Origin of the sequence: Kitasatospora sp. NPDC057500, assembly GCF_042802195.1 — a bacterium.
Classification (GTDB): Bacteria; Actinomycetota; Actinomycetes; order Streptomycetales; family Streptomycetaceae; genus Kitasatospora.
On the sequence record NZ_JBHVER010000093.1, the window covers coordinates 7,698 to 29,627 of the forward strand.

Here is a 21,930-nt window from a genome sequence, read left to right on the forward strand (position 1 = left end):
TCCACCGGATACTCCCTGCGTTCAAGATCGTGGCCATGCGGAACGGCCCGGTGCTGTTCCTCCGTACATGCCCGCCCGGCCTCGTGCCGGGCGGCGGACGAACGGGAGTCACACATGCGCAAGTGGATGAGCCGAAGGACGGCCGCCGTCCTGACGACGGGGGCCGTGGCGATCACGGGCCTGGTCACCGCCTTACCGGCGCAGGCCATCGTCGGGGGTACCGAGTCCACCCGGCCGTATTCGTTCATGGTCTCGCTCCAGTACGACGCTCCCCGCCCGGACGGACACCGGTGCGGGGCCGTGCTCATCGCTCCGCAGTGGGCGGTGACCGCAGGGCACTGCGCCAACACCCCGACGGGCTCGAAGGCGGGCGTTCCCCGCGGCTGGAAGGTCCGCGTCGGGTCGCTGGACGTCACCGACGGCGGCGAAGTCACCGAGGTCGACGAGTTCTACCGGCGTACAGCCAAGTACGACCCCCCGGGCGAGGACATCGCGCTGCTGCACCTGCGCAACCCGGTGCGGGCCGAGCCCGTACGGCTGTCGGAGACCACGCCCGCCGTGGGGACACCCGTCCGCATCCTCGGCTGGGGCCCGGCCTCGGATGCCTGCGAGGACTTCGACGACCCCACGTGCTTCTCCAGCAGGCTGCGCGAAGCCGACACCGAGGTCGTGCCGCTCCAGGAGTGCTGGGACGACGTCGACGCCACTTCGCCCATGTGCGTCGGCCGCCTCGATCCTCCTGTCGGGCCGGGGACGACGGACTCCGGAGGGCCTGCCCTGGTTCGCGCGGGCAACGAGTGGGTGCTGGCGGGAACGGTCGTCGGTGCCGGCAACAAGGGCGCCAACTATCCCGGTCTGTACACCGATGTCGCGAAGAACTCCGCCTGGATCAACGGCATCGTGACCGGAACCGACGTGCCGCCGTTCGACCCGGTCCCGAACGTGGAGGGCGCGGCCCAGGTGGGCAACTGCCTGGGGTCCGTGGTGCGTCCCCCCACCGCGCGCCCCCATGACCCGGCGCTGGTGCTGACCAACGGCCACTGCGTGCCGAGCGGTCGGCCCGCGCCGGGGACGGCGCTGGTGGACCGGCCCGCCGACCTGACGGGCCCGGTCACCATCAACGACTCCGCCGGCTACACCCGGACCACCGCCCGCGCGACCCGGCTGGTGTACGCGACGATGTCGGGCACCGACATCGCGCTGTACCGGCTGGACAAGACCTACGCACAGTTGGCCGGGGAGGGCGCGAAGGTCTTCCGGTTGTCCACCACCCCGATGCGCAGGGGTGACCGGCTGTCCATGGCCTACAACTCCAACCGTCCGTCGTGCACGGTGGAGGCCGTGGTGCCGCACCTGCGGGAGGACGGCTACCAACAGGACCACGCGGTGCGCTACGCCACCAGTGACAGCTGCGTCAGCAGGCCCGGCCACTCCGGCAGTGCACTGCTGGCGTCCGACGGGGAGACCGTCGTGGGCATCAACAACACCCACAACCGCGACGGCGAGCAGTGCACCGACAACAACCCCTGCGAGGTCGGCCGGGACGGATCCGTGACCGCGGTGCAGGGCCGCAGCTACGGCCAGCAGGTCCATCGGATCGCCGCCTGCCTCACCACCGGCTCCCGGTTGAAGCTGACCCGCCCGGGCTGTGCGCTGACCGGTGCCGCAGCAGGACCTCGCTGGACCGTTGAACCAGACGGAGTCCGGCGGCTACCCCGTCAGCAGCTTCTCCAGGACGTCCGCGCCCTTTGACGCACCGCCCGCCCCGCGCACGATCCGGCTCAGGGCCGCCGCCGAGGGGCGGCAGGAGCGGACGTCCCGGACGGCGTCGCGGAGGGCCTGCACGGTCGGCTCGGCGAGCGTCCTGCCGACCTGCAGTTCCTCCGCCCGCCGGGCGATCGCCCGCTGTTCCGGGATCTGCGGCACCGCCACGAAGGGCACCCCGTGGTAGAGGGACTCCATCGCCGAGTTCATCCCGGCGTGGCTCAGGAACACCTCGGCGTGTCGCAGCACCGCCACCTGCGGCACGTGCGCGTGCACCTCGACGTTCGCCGGGATCGGGCCCAGCGACTCCTGGTCCAGCCCGCCCACCGCCATGACGACCTGCCACTCGCCGCCACCGAACGCCTCGATGCAGGTCCGGTAGAACTCGGGCCGGTCGTTGAAGACGGTTCCCAGCGATACCAGCAGCACCGGGGCCCGCGACCGGGGGCTCCACTCCTCGGCGGTCTGCCGGCTGCTCAACGACGGCCCGACGAAGTGGAACCGCTCGTCGAAGGTGTCCCCCGACAGCTGGAACTCCCGGGGGATGAACACCAGGCTCGTCGGGGCCACGTGGCCGAGCATCAGGTTCGGCTCGTCGAGGAAGGCGTGGCCCTGCGCGAACCTCCCCATGTCCTGGACCGCGGCCACCAACCGGGGGTCGGTGCGGTCGAAGTCGGCCGGCAGGTACACCTGTGCCGCCGAGAAGGACTCGTTCTCCGCGAAGGTCGGCACCAGGGAGATCTCCCGCACCCGGAGCAGGTTCGCCAGCATCCTCCCGGTGAAGGTCACCGAGTCGTAGCACACCGCGTCCGGCGGGTCGGCCGAGAAGTGCGCGGCCAGGACGGGGAAGCAGGCACGCGCGTCGTCGAGGTAGTGCTCCATCGTCACGGCGAGCTGTTCCGCCGTGAACCCGCCCCGCGCCGCCATGCCGGGCGGCAGCCGCGAGGGCAGGGGCACCGGCGACGCACCGGCGGCGACGGCGGCGTCCATGGTGGCCGGTCCCGTGGCGTAGCCGACCCGGTGACCGCGCCGGACCAGCTCCTCGACCAGCGGCAGGGTCGGGTTCACGTGCCCGGACGCGGGCGCGCTCACGAAGGCGAAGTGGGCCATCAGCCCTCCTCCAGGACGACCGGCAGAGTCTTGTGCCCGTTGGTGAAGAAGGAACCCAGCGGTTCGAGTTCGGACGACGGGACGGCCAGCCGCAGCCGGGGGAACCGGGAGAACAGCGCGGACAGCGCCGTCGTCGCCTCCAGCTTCGCCAGCGGGCTGCCGAGGCAGTAGTGCACGCCGTGCCCGAAGGTGAGGTGGTCGGCCCGCGAGGACCGGGTGACGGAGAAGTCCTCCGCATCGGCCCCGTGCCGCGCCGGGTCCCGGCCGGCCGCGCCGTAGGACAGCAGGATCGCCTCGCCCTTGCGGATCTGCACGCCCTCCGCGGAGATGTCCTCCACCGCGTACCGCAGCGGCAGGTTCGGCACCGGCGCCTGCCAGCGCAGGGTCTCGTCCACCACGTCCTCCCACGTGCTGGTCCCGGAGCGGACCAGGGCGAGCTGGGACGGGTGCGTGGCCAGGGCGTGGACGGCGTGGTCGAGCAGGTTGACCGTCGTCTCGAAGCCGGCGGAGATGGTCAGCAGCAGGGTGTCCAGGAGCTCCCGCTCGGACAGCCGTGTGCCGTCCGCCTCCTGCGCGGCGATCAGGTCGCTGGTCATGTCGTCGCCGGGGTCGCGCCGTTTGGCGGCCACGAGTTCCTTGAGCAGCAGGTACAGCTCGCCGGAGGCGGCCTGCACGCCCGCCGGGTCCGCGTCGAGGCTGAACACCGCTTCCACCAGCCGACGCAGGTCCGCCCCCGTCTGCGCGGTGACCCCGAACAGTCCGGTGATGACGCGGATCGGCAGCGGGAACGCGAAGCGTGCGCGCAGGTCGACCGTCCGCCCCGGCGGCACCGCGGCCAGGTCGGCGATCAGGCCGGCCGTGATCTCCTCGACGCGCGGCCGCATCGCTTCGATGCGCCGCGGGGTGAACGCCTTGGCCACCAGGCTGCGCAGCCTGGTGTGGTCGGCGCCGTGGGCGGTGAACATGTTCTGCATCGCGACCCACATGATCAGCGGCCAGTCCGGCGGGATGTCGCCGTCGCGCCACATGGGCCAGTGCTTGTTCGCGTCCTTGGAGACCTGCGGGTCGAGCAGCAGCTTCTTCGTCAGGTCGTGCCCCGTGACGGCCCAGGCCGACACGCCGCCGGGCAGTTCGACGGGCGTGGCCGGGCCGCGCTCGCGCAAGGCGGCGGCCTCGCCGAAGATGTCGCCGCCCGAGGGGTCGATGACGTACGCGTCGGCGGGCGGGGCCTGCGCGCGCACCGGCTCGGTGAAGACGGTGGCCGTACGGGGCTTGGGCCGCTCGGTGACCTCCAGCAGGGACGCGGTGAACCGCGAGCCCATGCCGAGGCCGATCGACATGATGGTGTCGCCGGGTTTGAGGGTCTCGTCGTGCAGCAGGTGGTCCATGCCGAGCAGTTGGTCGCACGGCCCGACGTGGCCGAGCTCGCGCAGCATCGGCCAGGTGGTGCGGCCCAGGTCGATGCCGAGCGGCTCCAGCACGACGACCTCCAGTTGGGCCAGGCCCAGACCGGTGACGACGAACCTGGTGATGTCTCCGACGCCGACGCCGGCCTCCTTGGCGGCCTGTTCGACCGCGGTGACCAGTGCCCCGCTCATCAGCGTCAGATACGGGGCCAGGCCGGTGACTTCGATCGGCGTACGGTTGCGGTGCCCCTCGGGGTCCGGGATCGTCGGGGTGGCGAGGACCTCCATCTGGGTCGCGGAGCTGTTGGCGGTCGCGACCAGCCGCGCCCGGCCGCCCTCGCGGTTGAGCACGGCCGCGACCGCACCGTCGGCCAGGAAGATCCCGATGGTGGGCTGCCAGCGCTCCCACCGCGGCGGCAGGAACCGGGCGGTGGCCGTGACCAGGGTCGCGGTCGCGGCCGGGTCGGCCACCAGGTGCGCGGCGGCGGACTGCAGCGCGGCCGAGCCGCCGTTGCTGGTCGCCTCGACCTCGTAGACGAGGGCGTGGCCGAGGCCGAGGACGCGCTGCAGGTGGCAGGAGGACGCCATGTGGTCCTGGTGGTCCATCTGGGCGTAGGCGGCCATGGAGATGTCGGCGCCGCTGAGGCCGGACTCGCGCAGGGCTGCGATCGCCGCGTGCACGGCCATCGCGTGCTCGGTGACGTCGTCGGAGCGGGTGAACGACACGAAGTCCGACAGCGCGAGCAGCCGCCGCATGGTCTCGGTGTCCGGCACGGCCTGCGTCGCGGGCGTGCGGGGCGGCAGGTACCGCCCCGTTCCGCCGATGTAGACGTTGTCCCAGATCATGCGTAGTCCTTTCCCCTGAGTGCGGACAGCCCGGCCCCGTAACCGCTGAAGTCGAGGAGCCATGTGCTGATGGCCAGCGCGGTGGCCGCGGAGTGCTCCTCCAGTACGGTGAAGTGGTCGCCCGGGACGGTGAGCACCTCCTGGGCGGTGGTGGACAGCCGGGGCCACGCGCGCTTCCCGGTGCCCACCAGCAGCACCGGCGCGGTGACGGGCTCCGGGGCGCCGGCCAGGTCGAGGTAGCGGCCCATGGCCACCAGCCGCTCGTCGTCGACCGGCCGGACCTGGTGGCCGGCGTCGAGCATGCCGGTGAGCACACCCGGCAGGTCGTCGGGGTAGCCGTCGATGAGCACCACGGCGCTGGGCCGGGCCCCCCGCCGTTCCAGTTCCCCGGCGGTCGCCAGCGCCAGCCACGCACCCACCGAGCGGCCGACCAGCACCGGCGCGGCGACGGCCGACGCGGCCTCGGCGAGTGCCTCGACCAGGACGCCGGCGTCCGCGGGCAGCGGGTCGCCGGCGAAGCCCGGCAGGGTGACCGCCGTGACGTCGCGGGCGGCCTCCAGCGCCGCGGCGAACCGCCCGTACTCCTCGATACCGCTGGACGCCAGCGCCGACGGCAGGCAGACCAGCGCCGGCTGGAGGAAGCCGGCCGCGAGGGCGACCGCCTCGGCCTTGGGCGCGTCGGTGGCCGGGCTCAACCGGGACGCCGTGGCCAGCAGGTCGAGGCCGTCCTGCGCGCGGCCGACGTCGACCGCCTTGCGCAGCAGGCGCTCCATCGGCCCGGCGACCCGGTTCTCCGGCGAGCACAGCTGCCCGTAGAGGTGGTTGACGAGCTGTTCGGGCGTCGGGAAGTCGAAGACGAGGGTCGCCGGGAGCCGGAGCCCGGTGGCCGCGTTGAGCCGGTTGCGCAGCTCGATGGCGGTCAGCGAGTCGACGCCGTGGTCGCGGAACAGCTGACGCGGGTCGTCGATCCCGCCCGGGGCCATCCCGAGGATGCTCGCGCTGTGCGTGACGACCAGGTCGAGCAGCAGGGCGCGCTGCTCGGGCTCGGCCAGGGCGTCGAGCCCGGCCCGCAGGTCGCCGGGGCCGGCGGCCGGGGCCGGCGCGCGCCGCGGCCGGGCGAGTCCGCGCAGCAGCGCGGGCGGGGTTCCGATCGCCGCGAGGTCGAGGCGGACCGGCACCAGCGCCGGGTGTTCGCCGGCCAGGGCGGTGTCGAACAGGTCGAGGGCCTGCTCGGTGGCCAGCGGCAGCATCCCGGTCCTCGCCAGCCGGCGGCGGTCGGCCGCGGAAAGGTTCCCGGTGATGCCGCTGGACTCGGCCCACTGGCCCCAGGCCAGGGAGGTGGCCGGCAGACCGCGCGCGTGCCGGTGCTCGGCGAGCGCGTCGAGGAACGCGTTCGCGGCGGCGTAGTTGGCCTGCCCGGGGGCGCCGAACACCCCTGACGCCGAGGAGAACAGCACGAACGCCCGCAGGTCCAGGTGCTCGGTGGCCTCGTGCAGGTGCCACGCGGCATCGGCCTTCGAGCGCAGCACCGTGTCGATCTGCTCCGGTGTCATCGATCCCACCACGGCGTCGTCGACGACCCCGGCGGCGTGCACGACGGCCCGCAGGTCGGGGATCGAGGCGACGAGGTCCCTCAGTGCCCCGCGGTCACCGGCGTCGCAGGCGACCACGGTGAGGGCGGCGCCCAGCTCCTGCCGCAGCCCGGACGGCTCGACGCCGCGGCGGCCGGCGAGCACCACGTGCGGGGCGCCGTACCGCGCGACCAGGTGCCGGGCGACCAGGACGCCGAGGGTGCCGGTGCCGCCGGTGATCAGCACGGTGCCGTCCAGGGGCACGCCGTCCAGGAACCCGGCCGGGGCGGCCGGAGCGGCCCTCACGAGCCTCGGCACGAGGGCGGTTCCGTCGCGCAGCCGGACCTCGGGCTCGCCGTCGCTCACGGCGGCGCGCACCGCGGCGGGGACCGCCCGTCGTGAGGCGGCCGTGCCGTCGTGCCGGACGGTCAGGATCCGCCCGGGGTTCTCGCTGTGCGCACTGCGCAGGAAGCCGCGGGCGGCGGCCGAGGCCAGGTCGTCGCCGGTGAGGACCACGAGCCGGGCCGGCGTGTCGGTGGCCAGGAACTCCCGTACCGTGCCGAGCAGTTCCCGGGTCACCGCATGGGCGGCCGCGACCGGTTCGCCCTCGCCGACGGCCTCGTGGAGGACCGTCTCGGTGCCCGTCGCGGTGTCCGGGCCGTCCGGTATCGCCATCGGGGTCCAGTCAACGGCGAACAGCGTGCTCGGCCGGCGCCCGGCCCCGTGGACCGCCGCTTCGACGGGCCGCAGGACGATCTCGTCGATGCTCACGACCGGCATCCCGACGGTGTCGGTGATCCGCACCGCGCAGGTGTCCGGCCCGGTCGGGTGCAGCACGACGCGGACCGTCGCGGCCGACCCGGTGACCGACACACCGGAGAACGAGAAGGGCATCCGCGCCGGGCTGCCGCCGGTGCCACCGTCCCCGGCCGCGCAGCCGGCGAGCAGGGTCAGCGGCTGTATGGCGGCGTCCAGCAGCGCGGGGTGGACGCGGTAGCCGGTGAGCTGTGCGGGGTCCGCCGGGAAGCTCACCTCGGCGTGCAGGTCCTCGCCGTGCCACCGGAGGCCGGTGAGCCCCTGGAAGGTCGGCCCGTAGTCGTAGCCGGCCTCGGCCAGCCGGTCGTAGAGCGAGCCGATGTCGACCGGCGCGGCCCCGCCGTCGTCCTGCCCGGGCACAGCCGTCGGCCCGGCCCCGGACGCCGGCTGGGGAGCGAGCACACCGGTCGCGTGGCGGGTCCACTCGTCGGGCTCGGCGGAGGTGCGGGAGTGGACGGTGACGGGCCGGCGGCCGGAGTCGTCGGGCGCGCCGACGGTGACCTGCACGTGCACACCGTCGTGCCCGGACAGCGCGAGCGGCGCCTCCAGGACCAGCTCGGACAGCACGGTGCTGTCCGTGTGCCCGCCGGCGTGGACGGCCATGTCCACGAACGCCATGGCGGGCAGCAGCGTCGAACCGAGCACGGTGTGCTCGGCCAGCCACGGGTGGACGGACGCGGAGAGGTTCCCGGTCAGCACCACGCCCTGCCCGTCGGGGAGCTTCACCAAGGACCGCAGCAGCGGGTGGTCCGGCGTGTCGAGGCCCTCCGACGGGGTGGTGGGGTGGAGCCAGTAGCGCTGGTGCTGGAAGGCGTACGAGGGCACGCGCACCGTCGTCGTGGTCGCGGGCGGCTCCCAGCCGACGGCCCCGTCCGCCCACAGCCGCCCGAGCCCCGCGAACAGCCGCTCCGGGGAATCACCACCACGGCGCATCAGCCCGCTGCCCACCAACAGCGGATGCGGACCCACCTCCACGAGCCCCGAGACGCCCTGGCCCGCCAACCACTCCACCGCGTCCGCGAACCTCACCGGCTCCCGCACCTGCCGCACCCAGTACCCCGCCTCCCCCATCTCCACCGGACGCCCCACCACCGTCGAGACCACCGGGATCACCGGCGTGCCGAACGACAGACCCTCCGCCACCCGGCCCAACTCCTCCAGCACCGGATCCATCCGCGCCGAATGGAACGCATGACTCACCTCCAGCCGCCGCACCCGGCGCCCACGACCCCGCCACACCCCGGCCACCGCCTCGACCGCCGCCCCGTCGCCCGACACCACCACCGCGTCCGGCGCGTTGACCGCCGCCACCTCCACACCCGGCACCAGCGACGCCGCCACCTCCTCCACCGACGCCTGGAGCGACACCATCGCCCCACCCGCGGGCAACGCCTGCATCAGCCGGCCCCGCGCACCCACCAGCGCACACGCGTCCTCCAGACCCAGCACCCCCGCCACATGGGCCGCCGCCACCTCACCCACCGAATGCCCCACCACGAAGTCCGGCCGCACCCCCAGCCACTCCACCAACCGGAACAGCGCCACCTCCAACGCGAACACCGCACCCTGCGTGAACTCCGTCTGCCCCAGCACCCCCTCCCCGTCCTCGAACAGCACCTCCACCGGCAGACCGAGGAGTTCGCAGACCTCGTCCAACACCCGCGCGAACACCGGGAACACCCGGTACAGGCCCCGCCCCATCCCCGCCCACTGACCACCCTGACCGGAGAACACGAACGCCGACCGGCCCGAGTCGCGGGCCTCACCGGTCACCAGCCCGGGGTGCGCCTCCCCGCGCACCAGGGCCGCCAGTGCCTCCGGTCCGGTCACCACGGCCCGGTGGGCGAACCGGGTCCGCGCGGCGAGCGCGGCGCCGATTCCCTCCGGGTCGGGAGCCTCCTCGGCCGCGTACACCCGCAACCTGCGGGCCTGGGCCCGGAGCGCCTGCTCGGACTTGGCCGACAGCAGCCACGGCACCGGCACGACGACTGCGGGCACGGGCGCGGGAGTGGCAGGGACCTCGGACGACGTCTCCTCGGCCGGATCCGGGGCCGGTGCCTCCAGGATCACGTGCCCGTTGGTACCGCTGATGCCGAACGCCGACACCCCGGCACGGCGGGGACGCCCCGTCTCCGGCCACGGCCGGGCCCGGTCAGCAGTGAGACCTGGCCCGCCGACCAGTCGACGTGCGAGGTCGGCGCGTCCACGTGGAGGGTCCGCGGCAGCTCACCGTGCCGCATCGCCAGCACCATCTTGATCAGGCCCGCGACGCCGGCCGCCGCCTGGGTGTGGCCGATGTTCGACTTCACCGACCCCAGCCACAACGGCTCCACCCGGTCCCGGCCGTACGTCGCCAACAGCGCCTGCGCCTCGACGGGATCGCCGAGCGTCGTCCCCGTACCGTGCGCCTCCACCGCGTCCACCTCGGACGGCTCCAACCCCGCGTTCGCCAGCGCCTGGAGTATGACGCGTTCCTGGGAGGGGCCGTTGGGCGCCGTCAGCCCATTGGACGCCCCGTCCTGATTGACCGCAGAGCCCCGGACGACCGCCAGCACCCGGTGGCCGTTGCGCCGCGCGTCCGACAGCCGCTCCAGCAGCACCAGCCCCGCGCCCTCGCCCCACGCCGTACCGTCGGCAGCCTCGGCGAACGCCTTCACCCTGCCGTCGGGGGCCAGGCCGCGCTGCCGCGAGAAGTCGATGAAGGCGGCGGGTGTCGCCATGACGGTCACACCGCCGGCCAGGGCGAGGGAGCACTCCCCCGCCCGAAGGGCCTGCGCCGCCAGGTGGATCGCCACCAGCGACGACGAGCACGCCGTGTCCACCGACACCGCCGGACCCTCCAGCCCCAGCAGGTACGACACCCGCCCGGAGGTCACACTCGTCGCCGTGCCGGTGGCCACGTAGCCGTCGGCGTCGCGCGAGATCCGGTCCACTCCGCCCGCGTAGCCGGATGCCCAGATACCGGTGAAGACGCCCGTCCGGCTGCCCCGCAACGACGTCGGATCGATCCCCGCATCCTCGAACGTCTCCCACACCGTCTCCAGCAACACCCGCTGCTGCGGATCCATCGCCAACGCCTCACGCGGCGAGATCCCGAAGAACCCGGCATCGAAGCCGGCCGCGTCCGCCAGGAATCCGCCCACCCGCGTGTACGACCTCCCCGGCCCACCCGCCGGATCGTAGAGACGACCCACGTCCCACCCGCGGTCCGACGGGAACTCCCCCACCGCATCCACCCCGCCCGACACCACACCCCACAACTCCTCCGGCGACCCCACCCCGCCCGGATACCGGGCCCCCAGCCCCACGACCACCACCGGATCACCCGACACCGCAACCCCCACCGGCACGGGCGCGACCGTCCGGCGCTCCTCGCCGAGGACCACCTCGCGCAGGTATTCGGCCAGCCGGGCCGGGGTCGGGTGGTCGAAGATCATCGTCGCCGACAGCCGGGTCCCGACCGCCGTGGACAGCCGGTTCCGCAACTCCACGCCGGTCAGCGAGTCGAAGCCCAGGTCCTTGAAGGCCAGGTCGCCACCGATCCCGTCGCTGCGGCCCAGCACGGCCGAGGCGTGGGTGCTGACCAGGTCGAGCAGAATCTCGCGTTGCCGGGCCTCGGGGAGCGGTCCCAGCTCACCCGCCAGCCCGGTGGTCCGTGCCGGTTTGCGGGCGCGTGCCAGCGCGCGCAGCACCGGACGGTCGCCCAGTGCGGACACCTTGAGCTTGGCCGCGACCACCGCCGGTTCCGCGGTGTCCAGGGCCGCGTCGAACAGCCCGAGTCCGTAGTCGGTCGCCATCGGCAGCAGCCCCGCGCGGGTGAGGCGTTCACCGTCGGCCTCGGTCATCCGCCCGGTCAGCCCGCCGGCCTCGGCCCACCGGCCCCAGGCCAGCGACACCCCCGGCAGGCCCTGGGCACGCCGGTACGCGGCCAGGCCGTCGAGGTAGGCGTTGGCCGCGGCGTAGTTGGCCTGCCCCGGGCTGCCGAGCGTCCCGGCCGCCGAGGAGAAGAGGACGAACGCCGTCAGGTCCAGCCCCCGGGTGAGTTCGTGCAGGTTCCACGCCGCCCGCGCCTTGGGCTCCCAAACCGCGGCGAGACGCTCGGGGGTCAGCGACTCGACCACGGCGTCGTCGAGCACACCGGCCGCGTGGACGACCGCGGTCAGCGGATGCTCGGCCGGGACCGCGTCCAGTACGGCCGCCAGCGCCTCCCGGTCGGCCACGTCGCACGCCGCCACCGTCACCGACGCGCCCAGCCCGGCCAGCTCCTCGCACAACGCCGCCCCGCCCCCACCGCGGCTGACCAGCAACAGATGCCGAACACCCCGCTCGACCACCAGATGCCGGGCCACCCGACCCCCCAGCATCCCCGTACCACCCGTGATCAGCACCGTCCCCGCCGCATCGAGATCCGCAGGAACAGTGAGAACGATCTTCCCGATGTGAGCGGCCCGGCTCATGAACCGGAAGGCGTCCCGGGCGCGGCGGACGTCCCAGGTGGTGAGTGGTGGCAGCCGCAACTCGCCTGCGCCGAGCAGCCGGACGGCCTCGGCCAGGATCTCCCCCAGCCGCTCCGGTCCCGCATCGGCCAGGTCGAAGGCCAGCACGCCGGGCCGGACGTCGGCCTTGCCCATCTCCACGAACCGCCCGCCGGGTGCGAGCAGCCGCAGGGAGGCGTCCAGGAACTCACCGGACAGCGAGTTCAGCACCACGTCGAAGGAGGGGAACCGGTCGGCGAACTCCAGGGTCCGGGACGAGGCGATGTGGTCGTCGTCCAGCCCCAGGGCGCGCAGCGCGTCCCACTTGCCCGGGCCGGCGGTCGCGTGGACGTCCGCGCCCCAGAGCCGCGCGAGCTGGACCGCCGCCATGCCGACGCCGCCCGCCCCGGCGTGGATCAGCACCCGGTCACCGGCCTTCAGCCCGCCCAGGTCGCGCAGGCCGTACCAGGCGGTCATGAACGCGACCGGCACGGCGGCGGCCTGGGCGAACGTCCACTCCTCGGGGATGCGCACCAGCGCCCTGTGGTCGGCGACGGCCACCCGGCCGAACGCGCCGGGCAGCAGCCCGGCGACCCGGTCGCCCGGCCGCAGCCCGGTGACCTCGGCACCGACCTCGGTGACGACGCCCGCGCCCTCGCTGCCGAGCAGCGCCGGGTCCGGGTAGACGCCGAGGGCGATCAGCACGTCCCGGAGGTTCAGGCCGGCCGCCCGCACGGCGACCCGCACCTCCCGGGGCCCGGGCGGGGCCTGCTCGTACGGCAGGAAGGCGAGGTCGTCCAGGCTTCCCGTGCCCGCCTGTGTCAGCCGTCCGTCGAACGCCTCCGGTGCGGAGCGCACGAGCCGGGGGACGTGGACGTCCCCCCGGCGCACCGCCACCTGGTCCTCGTCGCCGACCGACAGGCCCTCGGGCAACTCGTCGGCGTCCACGAGCACGAACCGGCCGGGGTGCTCGGACTGCGCGGACCGGACCAGGCCCCACACGGCCGAGGCTTCCGGGTCGCGCACCCCGTCACCGGGGACGACGGCGACCGCGCCCCGCGTGCGCACCACGAGCCGTTCGCCGGGCCCGGCCAGGAAGTCCTGGACGGCCGTCAGCGCCTCGGCGACCGATCCGGGCGAGACGACGGCGTCGCCGAGCGCGCCTTCGCCGGGGGGCAGCGGAATCCAGTCGAGGGCGTACAGCGGGCCGCGTTCAGCCATCGGACGGGTGGTCAGCTCCTCGACGGTCGCCACGGGCCCGCCGGACCGGTCCGCCAGGTGGACGGCGTACGTGCCGGGACGCACCACCGTCAGCCGCACGCGCGCGGAGGTCACGCCGGTGCGGTGGACCGCGATCCCGCCCAGCGAGAACGGCAGCCGCACCTCGCCTTCCGTGCCCGACAGCAGCGCCAGCGGTTGCAGGGCGGCGTCCAGCAGGGCCGGATGGACGGAGAACCGGGCCGCGTCCGGCACGGTGACCTCGGCGAACACCTCATTGCCGCGGCGCCACACCGCCTGCACGGCCTGGAAGGCCGGCCCGTACTCGTAGCCCGCCGCGGCGAGCGTGTCGTAGAGCCCGGTGACCGGTTCCGCGCCGACCGGCGGCCATTGCGTCAGCTCCTGCCCGACCACGGGTTCGCCGCTCACCGTGGCGGTGGCGTGGCGCACCCAACCGTCCGTGCGGGAGCGGACGTCGACCGCGCGTCGGCCGGTCCCGTCCGGCTCGCCCACGACGACCTGCACGTCCACCGCGCCGTCCGCGGGCACCGTCAGCGGCGCCTCCAGGACCAGTTCCTCCACTGCCGCCCCGGCCGCGTGCACCACCAGTTCCACGAACGCCGTCGCGGGCAGCAGCACCGTCCCCAGGACGGAGTGGTCCGCGAGCCAGGGGTGGGTGGCGAGGGAGAGCCGACCCGTCAGGACGCGCTGCCCGCCCACCTCGACGGCGGCGCCGAGCAGCGGGTGGTCCACCGGGTCGAGCCCGGCCGCGGACACGTCTCCCGCGCCTCCGGCGAGCCAGAACCGCGTCCGCTGGAAGGGGTAGGTGGGCAGCGCCACCGGCTCACCTCCTGGGGAGGGCCACCGCACCGGCACACCCGCGACGAACAGCCGCGCCGCGGCGGCCAGGAACTCGGCCGGGGTGCCGTGGTCGCGGCGCAGTGTCCCGGTCACCACGCCCGCCTCGTGCTCCTCCAGCGCAGGCGTGAGCACCGGGTGCGGGCTGATCTCGACGAAAACGGTGTGGCCGTGGTCGAGCAGCGCACGGGTGGTCCGGTCGAACAGCACCGGTTCGCGGAGGTTGCGGTACCAGTACCCGGCGTCGAGGGCGGAGGTGTCGACCGGCTCACCGGTCACCGTTGAGTAGAACGGGATCACCGCCGGGTGCGGCGTGATGTCGGCGAGGTCGGTGAGCAGTTGCTCGCGGATCGCCTCGACCTGGGCGGAGTGGGCGGCGTAGTCGACGGGCAGGCGGCGGGCGCGGACGCCGGCGGCCGCACAGGCCGCCAGCAGTTCGTCCAGCGCCTCCGGATCGCCCGACACGACGACCGAACCGGGGGCGTTGACCACCGCCACCGTCAGCCGGCCGTCCCAGCGGGCCACGAGGTCGACGGCCTGCTCGTGCCCGAGCCCGATGGAGACCATGCCGCCGTGTCCGGCCAGGGCGACCAGGGCCCTGCTGCGCAGCGCGACCACCCTGGCGGCGTCCTCCAACGACAGCGCCCCCGCCACGTACGCCGCCGCGATCTCCCCCTGCGAATGCCCCACGACCGCATCGGGCACCACACCATGCGCACGCCACAGTTCGGCCAGCCCCACCATCACCGCGAACAGGGCAGGCTGCACCACATCCACCCGCTCCAGCGACCCACCACCGGTCAGCACCTCCACCAACGACCAGTCGGTGAACGGCGCCAACGCCGCCCCACACGCATCGACCACCTCCCGGAACACCGGCTCCGACGCGTACAACTCCCCACCCATCCCCACCCACTGCGCACCCTGCCCCGGAAACACGAACACCGACCGACCCACCGGACGGACCGCCCCGGTCACCAGACCCGGCGCCGACCGGCCCTCCGCCAGTGCCTCCAACGCCCCGGCAGCCCCCGCCACCACGGCCCGGTGCTCGAACGCGGTGCGCGCGGCCAGAGCACCCCCGACCGCCGCCGCGCCCACCTCGGGATGCCCGGCGACGAAGGCGCCCAGCCGACGCGCCTGCTCCCGCAACGCCGCCTCGGACCTGGCCGAGAGCACCCACGGCACCACCCCGCCCGCCGACCCCGCCGAAACCTCGACCGGCTCCTCGGCAGCCGCCTCGATCACCACGTGCGCGTTGGTACCGCTGATGCCGAACGCCGAGATGCCCGCGCGACGCAGGTGGCCGTTGTCGGGCCAGGGCCGGGCCTCGGTGAGCAGCCGGATGTTTCCGGACTCCCAGTCGACGTGCGAGGTCGGTGCATCAACGTGCAGCGTCGGCGGCAACTGCCCGTGCCGCATCGCCATCACCATCTTGATCACGCCCGCCACACCGGCCGCCGCCTGGGTGTGCCCGATGTTCGACTTCACCGACCCCAGCCACAACGGCTCCGCCCGGTCCCGGCCGTACGTCGCCAGCAGCGCCTGGGCCTCGATGGGATCGCCGAGCGTCGTCCCCGTGCCGTGTGCCTCCACCGCGTCCACGTCCGCCGCCGACAGTCCCGCGTTCGCCAGTGCCTGGCGGATCACCCGTTCCTGGGAGGGGCCGTTGGGCGCCCCGAGGCCGTTGGAGGTGCCGTCCTGGTTCACCGCCGAACCCCGCACCACCGCCAGCACCCGGTGACCGTTGCGCCGCGCGTCCGACAACCGCTCCAACAGCACCAGCCCCGCGCCCTCGCCCCACGCCGTACCATCGGCCGCCTCGGCGAACGCCTTCACCCGGCCGTCGGGGGCCAGGCCGCGCTGGCGCGAGAACTCTGTGAATCCCAGCGGCGTCGCCATCACGGTCACCCCGCCGGCCAACGCCAGCGAGCACTCTCCCGAGCGCAGCGCCTGCGCCGCCAGGTGGATCGCCACCAGCGAGGACGAGCAGGCGGTGTCCAGCGAGACCGCCGCGCCCTCCAGCCCCAGCAGGTAGGCGATCCGGCCGGAGGTCACGCTGGTCGCGGCGCCCGTACCGAGGTAGCCCTCGGCGTCGGCGCGGGCCTGGCCGCCGTAGCCGGAGGCCCAGATGCCGGTGAACACGCCCGTCCGACTGCCCCGCAACGACGTCGGATCGATCCCCGCGTCCTCGAACGTCTCCCACGCCGTCTCCAGCAGCACCCGCTGCTGCGGATCCATCGCCAACGCCTCACGCGGCGAGATCCCGAAGAAGTCGGCATCGAACCCCGCCGCATCCACGAGAAAACCACCCGACCGCGTGTACGACGTCCCCGGGTGATCCGCATCCGGATGGAACAACCCCTCGACGTCCCACCCCCGGTCACCCGGGAACCCCCCGATCGCATCCACCCCGCCCGACACCACACCCCACAGCTCCTCCGGCGACCCCACCCCACCCGGCAGCCGGCAACCCATCCCCACGATCACCACCGGATCCGCCGACACCGCAACCCCCACCGGCACCACCGACGCCACACCCCCACCGAGGATCCCGCTCAGCAGGTGCTCGGCGAGTTGCCGCGGGGTGGGGTGGTCGAAGGTGACGGTGGCGGGCAGGCGCAGGCCGGTGGCGGTGTTGAGCCGGTTGCGCAGCTCGACGGAGGTCAGGGAATCGAAGCCGAGGTCCTTGAACGGCTGCCGGTCCCATCCGGCCCCCGGTTCGGGGTGACCGAGCACGGCGGCGGTGTTGGCGGTGACCAGGTCGAGTGCGGCTCGCAGCCGTTCGGCCTCCGGCAGCGACCGCAGGCGGTCGGCGATCGCGCCGTGCCGCGCCGGCCGCCGGGCCGCCTTGCGGGAGACGAGGCCCTTGAGGGCCGCCGGGGCCGCCGGGGCGCCCGCCAGCACGGACAGGTCGAGGCGTACCGGCACCAGCGCGGCCCGGCCCGTGGCCAGCGCCGCGTCGAACAGCGACAGGGCGTGGTCGGTGGCCAGCGGCACGACCCCGGCTCGCATCAGCCGGCCCTGGTCGGCACCGGTCAGGTGCCCGGTCATGCCGCTCGATTCGGCCCAGTAGCCCCAGGCCAGCGAGGTCGCCGGCAGCCCGAGGGCGCGCCGGTGCACGGCGAGGGCGTCGAGGAAGGTGTTGGCCGCGGCGTAGTTGGCCTGCCCGGGGCTGCCGAGCGTCCCGGCCGCCGAGGAGAAGAGGACGAAAGCCGTCAGGTCCAGCCCCCGGGTGAGTTCGTGCAGGTTCCACGCCGCCCGCGCCTTCGGGTCGGCGACGTGCCGGAGGCGTTCGGAGGTCAGCGACTCGACCACGGCGTCGTCGAGCACACCGGCCGCGTGGACGACCACGGTCAGCGGATGCTCGGCCGGGACCGCGTCCAGTACGGCCGCCAGCGCCTCCCGGTCGGCCACGTCGCACGCCGCCACCGTCACCGACGCGCCCAGCCCGGCCAGCTCCTCGCACAACGCCGCCCCGCCCCCACCGCGGCTGACCAGCAACAGATGCCGCACACCCCGCTCGACCACCAGATGCCGGGCCACCCGACCCCCCAGCATCCCCGTACCACCAGTGATCAGCACCGTCCCCGCCGCATCGAGATCCGCAGGAACAGTGAGAACGATCTTCCCGATGTGAGCGGCCCGGCTCATGAACCGGAACACGTCGACCGCGTCCCGGACCTCGCGCACGTCCAGCGGCAGCGGTGCGAACCCGCCGTCCGTGAGGGCCCGTACGACGGCGGCCAGGATCTCGCCGAGCCGTTCCGGCCCCGCGTCGGCGATGTCGAACGCCCGGTAGACGATGCCGGGATGGTCGGCCGCGTCGCGGATGTCGGTCTTGCCCATCTCCACGAACCGCCCGCCGGGCGCGAGCAGCCGCAGGGAGGCGTCCAGGAACTCACCGGACAGCGAATTCAGCACCACGTCCATGGGCGGGAACTTCTGCTCGAACTCCAGGGTGCGCGAGGAGGCGATGTGGTCCTCGTCCAGTCCCTGGGCGCCCAGGACGTGCCACTTGGCCGGGCCGGCGGTGGCGAACACCTCCGCCCCGAGCCGCCGGGCCAGTTGGATCGCGGCCATGCCGACGCCACCGGTGCCGGCGTGGATCAGCACCCGGTCACCGGCCTTCAGCCCGCCCAGGTCCCGCAGGCCGTACCAGGCGGTCAGGAACGCCACGGGCACTGACGCGGCCCTGGCGAAGGACCATTCGTCGGGCACCGGGACCAGCAGCCGCTGGTCGGCGACGGTGACCGGGCCGAAGGCGCCGGGGACCAGGCCCATGACGCGGTCGCCGGGCCGGAACCGGGTGTCCGGCCCGGCTTCGAGGACGACGCCCGCGCCTTCGCCGCCCATCAGGGCCTCGCCGGGGTAGACGCCGAGGGCGATCAGCACGTCCCGGAAGTTGAGTCCGGCCGCCCGCACGGCGATCCGGACCCGCCCGGGCCCCAGCGGTTCCATGAGCTCCGGGCGGGGCACCAGCGCCAGGTCGTCGATGCTGCCGGTGCCCGTGTCCTCCAGCCGCCAGGTGCCGTCCGGCGGGGTGAGCCCCGCGCCGACGCGGACCAGCCGGGGGACGTGCAGCGCCCCCCGGCGTACTGCCAGTTCCGGCTCGTCCGTGCCGGCGATCAGCGCGGGGTCCCAGGTCGCGTCGGCGTCGACCAGGACGAACCGGTCGGGGTGCTCGGCCCGCGCGCCGCGGACCAGGCCCCAGACCATCGAGTGGTGGAGGCCGACCACGTCACCGGGCGCGGCCGCGACGGCGTTGCGGGTGACGACCGCCAGCCGCGTCCGCTCGCCCGCCAAGTGGTCCCGGATCACGGCGAGTACGCTCTGCGCGCTCTCGTACGCCGCCTCGACGGTGTCCGTCTCGGGGTCCGGCCCGGGCACCTCGTGGACGACCAGGTCCACGGGGTCGCCGCCCGTCGATGCCGGCTCGAAGGGGACCCAGTCGAGTGCGTACAGGCTGTCCGGGACGGCGGTGGCGTCCCGGACGGTCAGCGACGTGATGACCGCGACCGGGGTGCCGTCCGGCTCGGCCACGGCCACGGTGTACGTGTCCGGGCCGGTGGCGGACAGGCGTACGCGCAGCGTCCCGCGGGCCGCGGGCCGGATCGCCACTCCGGTGAACGCGAACGGCAGGCCGGTGCGGTCGGTGAGGCACGCCATGGGGTGGAGTGCGGCGTCGAGCAGCGCGGGGTGCAGGGCGAACGGTTCCTCGGCGGGAAGCTCCACCTCGGCGTAGACGGTGTCGCCGACCCGCCGGGCCGCCGTGACGCCCTGGAACGCCGGCCCGTACTCGTAGCCGAGCACGGCCAGCGAGTCGTAGAGCCCGTCGACGTCGAGGGGCTCACCGGCCGACGGCCAGTCCCAGGCGCTCAGCACCGGCTCCTCACCCAGGGTCCCGGTGGCGTGCCGCACCCACTCGTCGCCGTCGCGCGAGTACACCGCGAGCGGGTTGCGGCCGTCCTCCTCGGGGCCCACGACGACCTGGAGGTGCACCGGGGTGTCGCCGAGGACGAGCGGCGTTTCGAGCACCAGTTCCTCGACCGCGTGGCCGATCCGGCCGGCCGCGTAGGCCGCCATCTCCGCGAACGCCGTGCCGGGCAGGAGGACGGAGCCCCGCACGGTGTGGTCGGCCAGCCACGGGTGGGTGGCGAGCGAGATCCGGCCGCTGAGCACCGCGCCGTCGGGCAGTTCCACGAACGTGCCGAGCAGGGGGTGGTCGCCCGGCGCCGCCGGGACGGGCCGCAGCCAGTACGACTGGCGCTGGAAGGCGTACGTCGGCAGGCTGACGGGCTCGGTGTCGTCCGGGAACCGCCAGTCGACCGGGACACCATGGACGTGCAGGCGCCCGAGCGAGGTGAGGAAGTCGTCCTGGTCGCGCCGGAGCGTGCCGGTGACGAGGAGGTCGGAGCCGTGGTGGTGGCCGGTCTCCTCGACGGCGGGGACCAGGACCGGGTGCGGGCTGATCTCGACGAAGACGGTGTGGCCGTGGTCGAGCAGCGCACGGGTGGTCCGGTCGAACAGCACCGGTTCGCGGAGGTTGCGGTACCAGTAGCCGGCGTCGAGGGCGGAGGTGTCGACCTCCTCGCCGGTCACTGTTGAGTAGAACGGGATCACCGCCGGGTGCGGCGTGATGTCGGCGAGGTCGGTGAGCAGTTGCTCGCGGATCGCCTCGACCTGGGCGGAGTGGGCGGCGTAGTCGACGGGCAGGCGGCGGGCGCGGACGCCGTCGGCCGCACAGTCCGCCAGCAGTTCGTCGAGTGCGTCCAGATCACCCGAGACCACCACGCTGGCCGCCGAGTTGACCACCGCCACCGTCAGCCGACCGTCCCAGCGGGCCACGAACGCGGAGGCCCGCTCATGCCCGAGGCCGACCGACACCATCCCGCCCTGGTCGGCCAGCACCGCCAGCGCCCTGCTGCGCAGCGCGACCACCCTGGCGGCGTCCTCCAACGACAACGCCCCCGCCACGTACGCCGCCGCGATCTCCCCCTGCGAATGCCCCACGACCGCATCGGGCACCACACCGTGCACACGCCACAGCTCCGCCAGCCCCACCATCACCGCGAACAGGGCAGGCTGCACCACATCCACCCGCTCCAACGACCCACCACCGCTCAGCACCTCCACCAACGACCAGTCGGTGAACGGCGCCAACGCCGCCCCACACGCATCGACCACCCCCCGGAACACCGGCTCCGACGCGTACAACTCCCCACCCATCCCCACCCACTGCGCACCCTGCCCCGGAAACACGAACACCGACCGACCCACCGGACGCGCCGCCCCGGTCACCAGACCCGGCACCGACCGGCCCTCCGCCAGTGCCTCCAACGCCTCCGCACCGCTCAGCACCGCACGGTGATCGAAACGCGACCGCCCCGCCAACGCCCGACCCACCGCAACCGCGCCAACCCCCGGATGCCCGGCCAGGAACGCCCCCAGCCGACGCGCCTGCTCCCGCAACGCCACATCCGACTTCCCCGACAGGACCCACGGCACCACCCCGGCCGCAGACCCCGCCGAAACCTCGACCGGCTCCTCGGCAGCCGCCTCGATCACCACATGCGCGTTGGTGCCGCTGATGCCGAACGCCGACACCCCGGCACGGCGGGGACGCCCCGTCTCCGGCCACGGCCGGGCCTCGGTCAGCAGTGAGACCTGGCCCGCCGACCAGTCGACGTGCGAGGTCGGCGCGTCCACGTGGAGGGTCCGCGGCAGCTCACCGTGCCGCATCGCCATCACCATCTTGATCACACCCGCCACACCGGCCGCCGCCTGCGTGTGCCCGATGTTCGACTTCACCGACCCCAGCCACAACGGCTCGTCCCGCCCCTGACCGTAGGTCGCCAGGAGTGCCTGGGCCTCGATGGGGTCGCCGAGGGTGGTGCCGGTGCCGTGGGCCTCCGCCGCGTCCACGTCCGCCGCCGACAGTCCGGCATTCGCCAACGCCTGGCGGATGACGCGTTCCTGGGACGGACCGTTCGGCGCCGCGAGCCCGTTCGACGCGCCGTCCTGGTTCACCGCCGAGCCCCGCACCACCGCCAGCACCCGGTGGCCGTTGCGCCGCGCGTCCGACAACCGCTCCAGCAGCACCAGCCCCGCGCCCTCGCCCCAACTGGTGCCGTCGGCCGCCTCGGCGAACGCCTTCACCCGCCCGTCGGCCGCAAGCCCCCGCTGCCGGGAGAACTCGACGAACCCCGCCGGCGTCGCCATCACCGTCACACCGCCGGCCAACGCCAGCGAACACTCCCCCGCCCGCAGGGCCTGCGCCGCCAGGTGGATCGCCACCAGCGACGACGAGCACGCCGTGTCCACCGACACCGCCGGACCCTCCAGCCCCAGCAGGTACGACACCCG

General features: G+C 74.1%; 5 protein-coding genes. 1 reads left to right on the plus strand and 4 read right to left on the minus strand.

From position 1 onward, the window contains the following. Positions 1–126 precede the first annotated feature (126 nt). Positions 127–1,752: a trypsin-like serine protease gene (locus tag ACFU74_RS20605; protein WP_380758685.1), complete on the plus strand. Its 1,626-nt coding sequence runs from the start codon at positions 127–129 to the stop codon at positions 1,750–1,752. Here ACFU74_RS20605 and ACFU74_RS20610 read toward each other — a convergent pair. The 4 genes from ACFU74_RS20610 to ACFU74_RS20625 all read right to left on the minus strand — a co-directional run. Then, entirely contained in the window at positions 1,711–2,874 is a 1,164-nt protein-coding gene (locus ACFU74_RS20610) for a macrolide family glycosyltransferase (RefSeq protein WP_380758687.1), read from the minus strand. The genes ACFU74_RS20605 and ACFU74_RS20610 overlap by 42 nt on opposite strands. Beyond that, complete coding sequence (locus ACFU74_RS20615; protein WP_380758690.1) at positions 2,874–5,126, minus strand: cytochrome P450; 2,253 nt, start codon at positions 5,124–5,126, stop codon at positions 2,874–2,876. Before ACFU74_RS20615 ends, ACFU74_RS20610 begins: the two co-directional genes overlap by 1 nt. Then, entirely contained in the window at positions 5,123–9,619 is a 4,497-nt protein-coding gene (locus ACFU74_RS20620; protein ID WP_380758692.1) for an SDR family NAD(P)-dependent oxidoreductase, read from the minus strand. The genes ACFU74_RS20615 and ACFU74_RS20620 overlap by 4 nt, the downstream gene beginning before the upstream one ends. Beyond that, positions 9,580–21,930 (minus strand): SDR family NAD(P)-dependent oxidoreductase (locus ACFU74_RS20625; RefSeq protein WP_380758694.1); only part of this gene is annotated, 12,351 nt, incomplete at its 5' end. The genes ACFU74_RS20625 and ACFU74_RS20620, both read right to left, overlap by 40 nt.

Coding starts and splice junctions, on each gene's coding strand:
- ACFU74_RS20605 (WP_380758685.1), top strand. CDS start 127: ATGAGCCGAAGGACGGCCGCCGTCCTGACGACGGGGGCCGTGGCGATC.
- ACFU74_RS20610 (WP_380758687.1), bottom strand. CDS start 2,874: ATGGCCCACTTCGCCTTCGTGAGCGCGCCCGCGTCCGGGCACGTGAAC.
- ACFU74_RS20615 (WP_380758690.1), bottom strand. CDS start 5,126: ATGATCTGGGACAACGTCTACATCGGCGGAACGGGGCGGTACCTGCCG.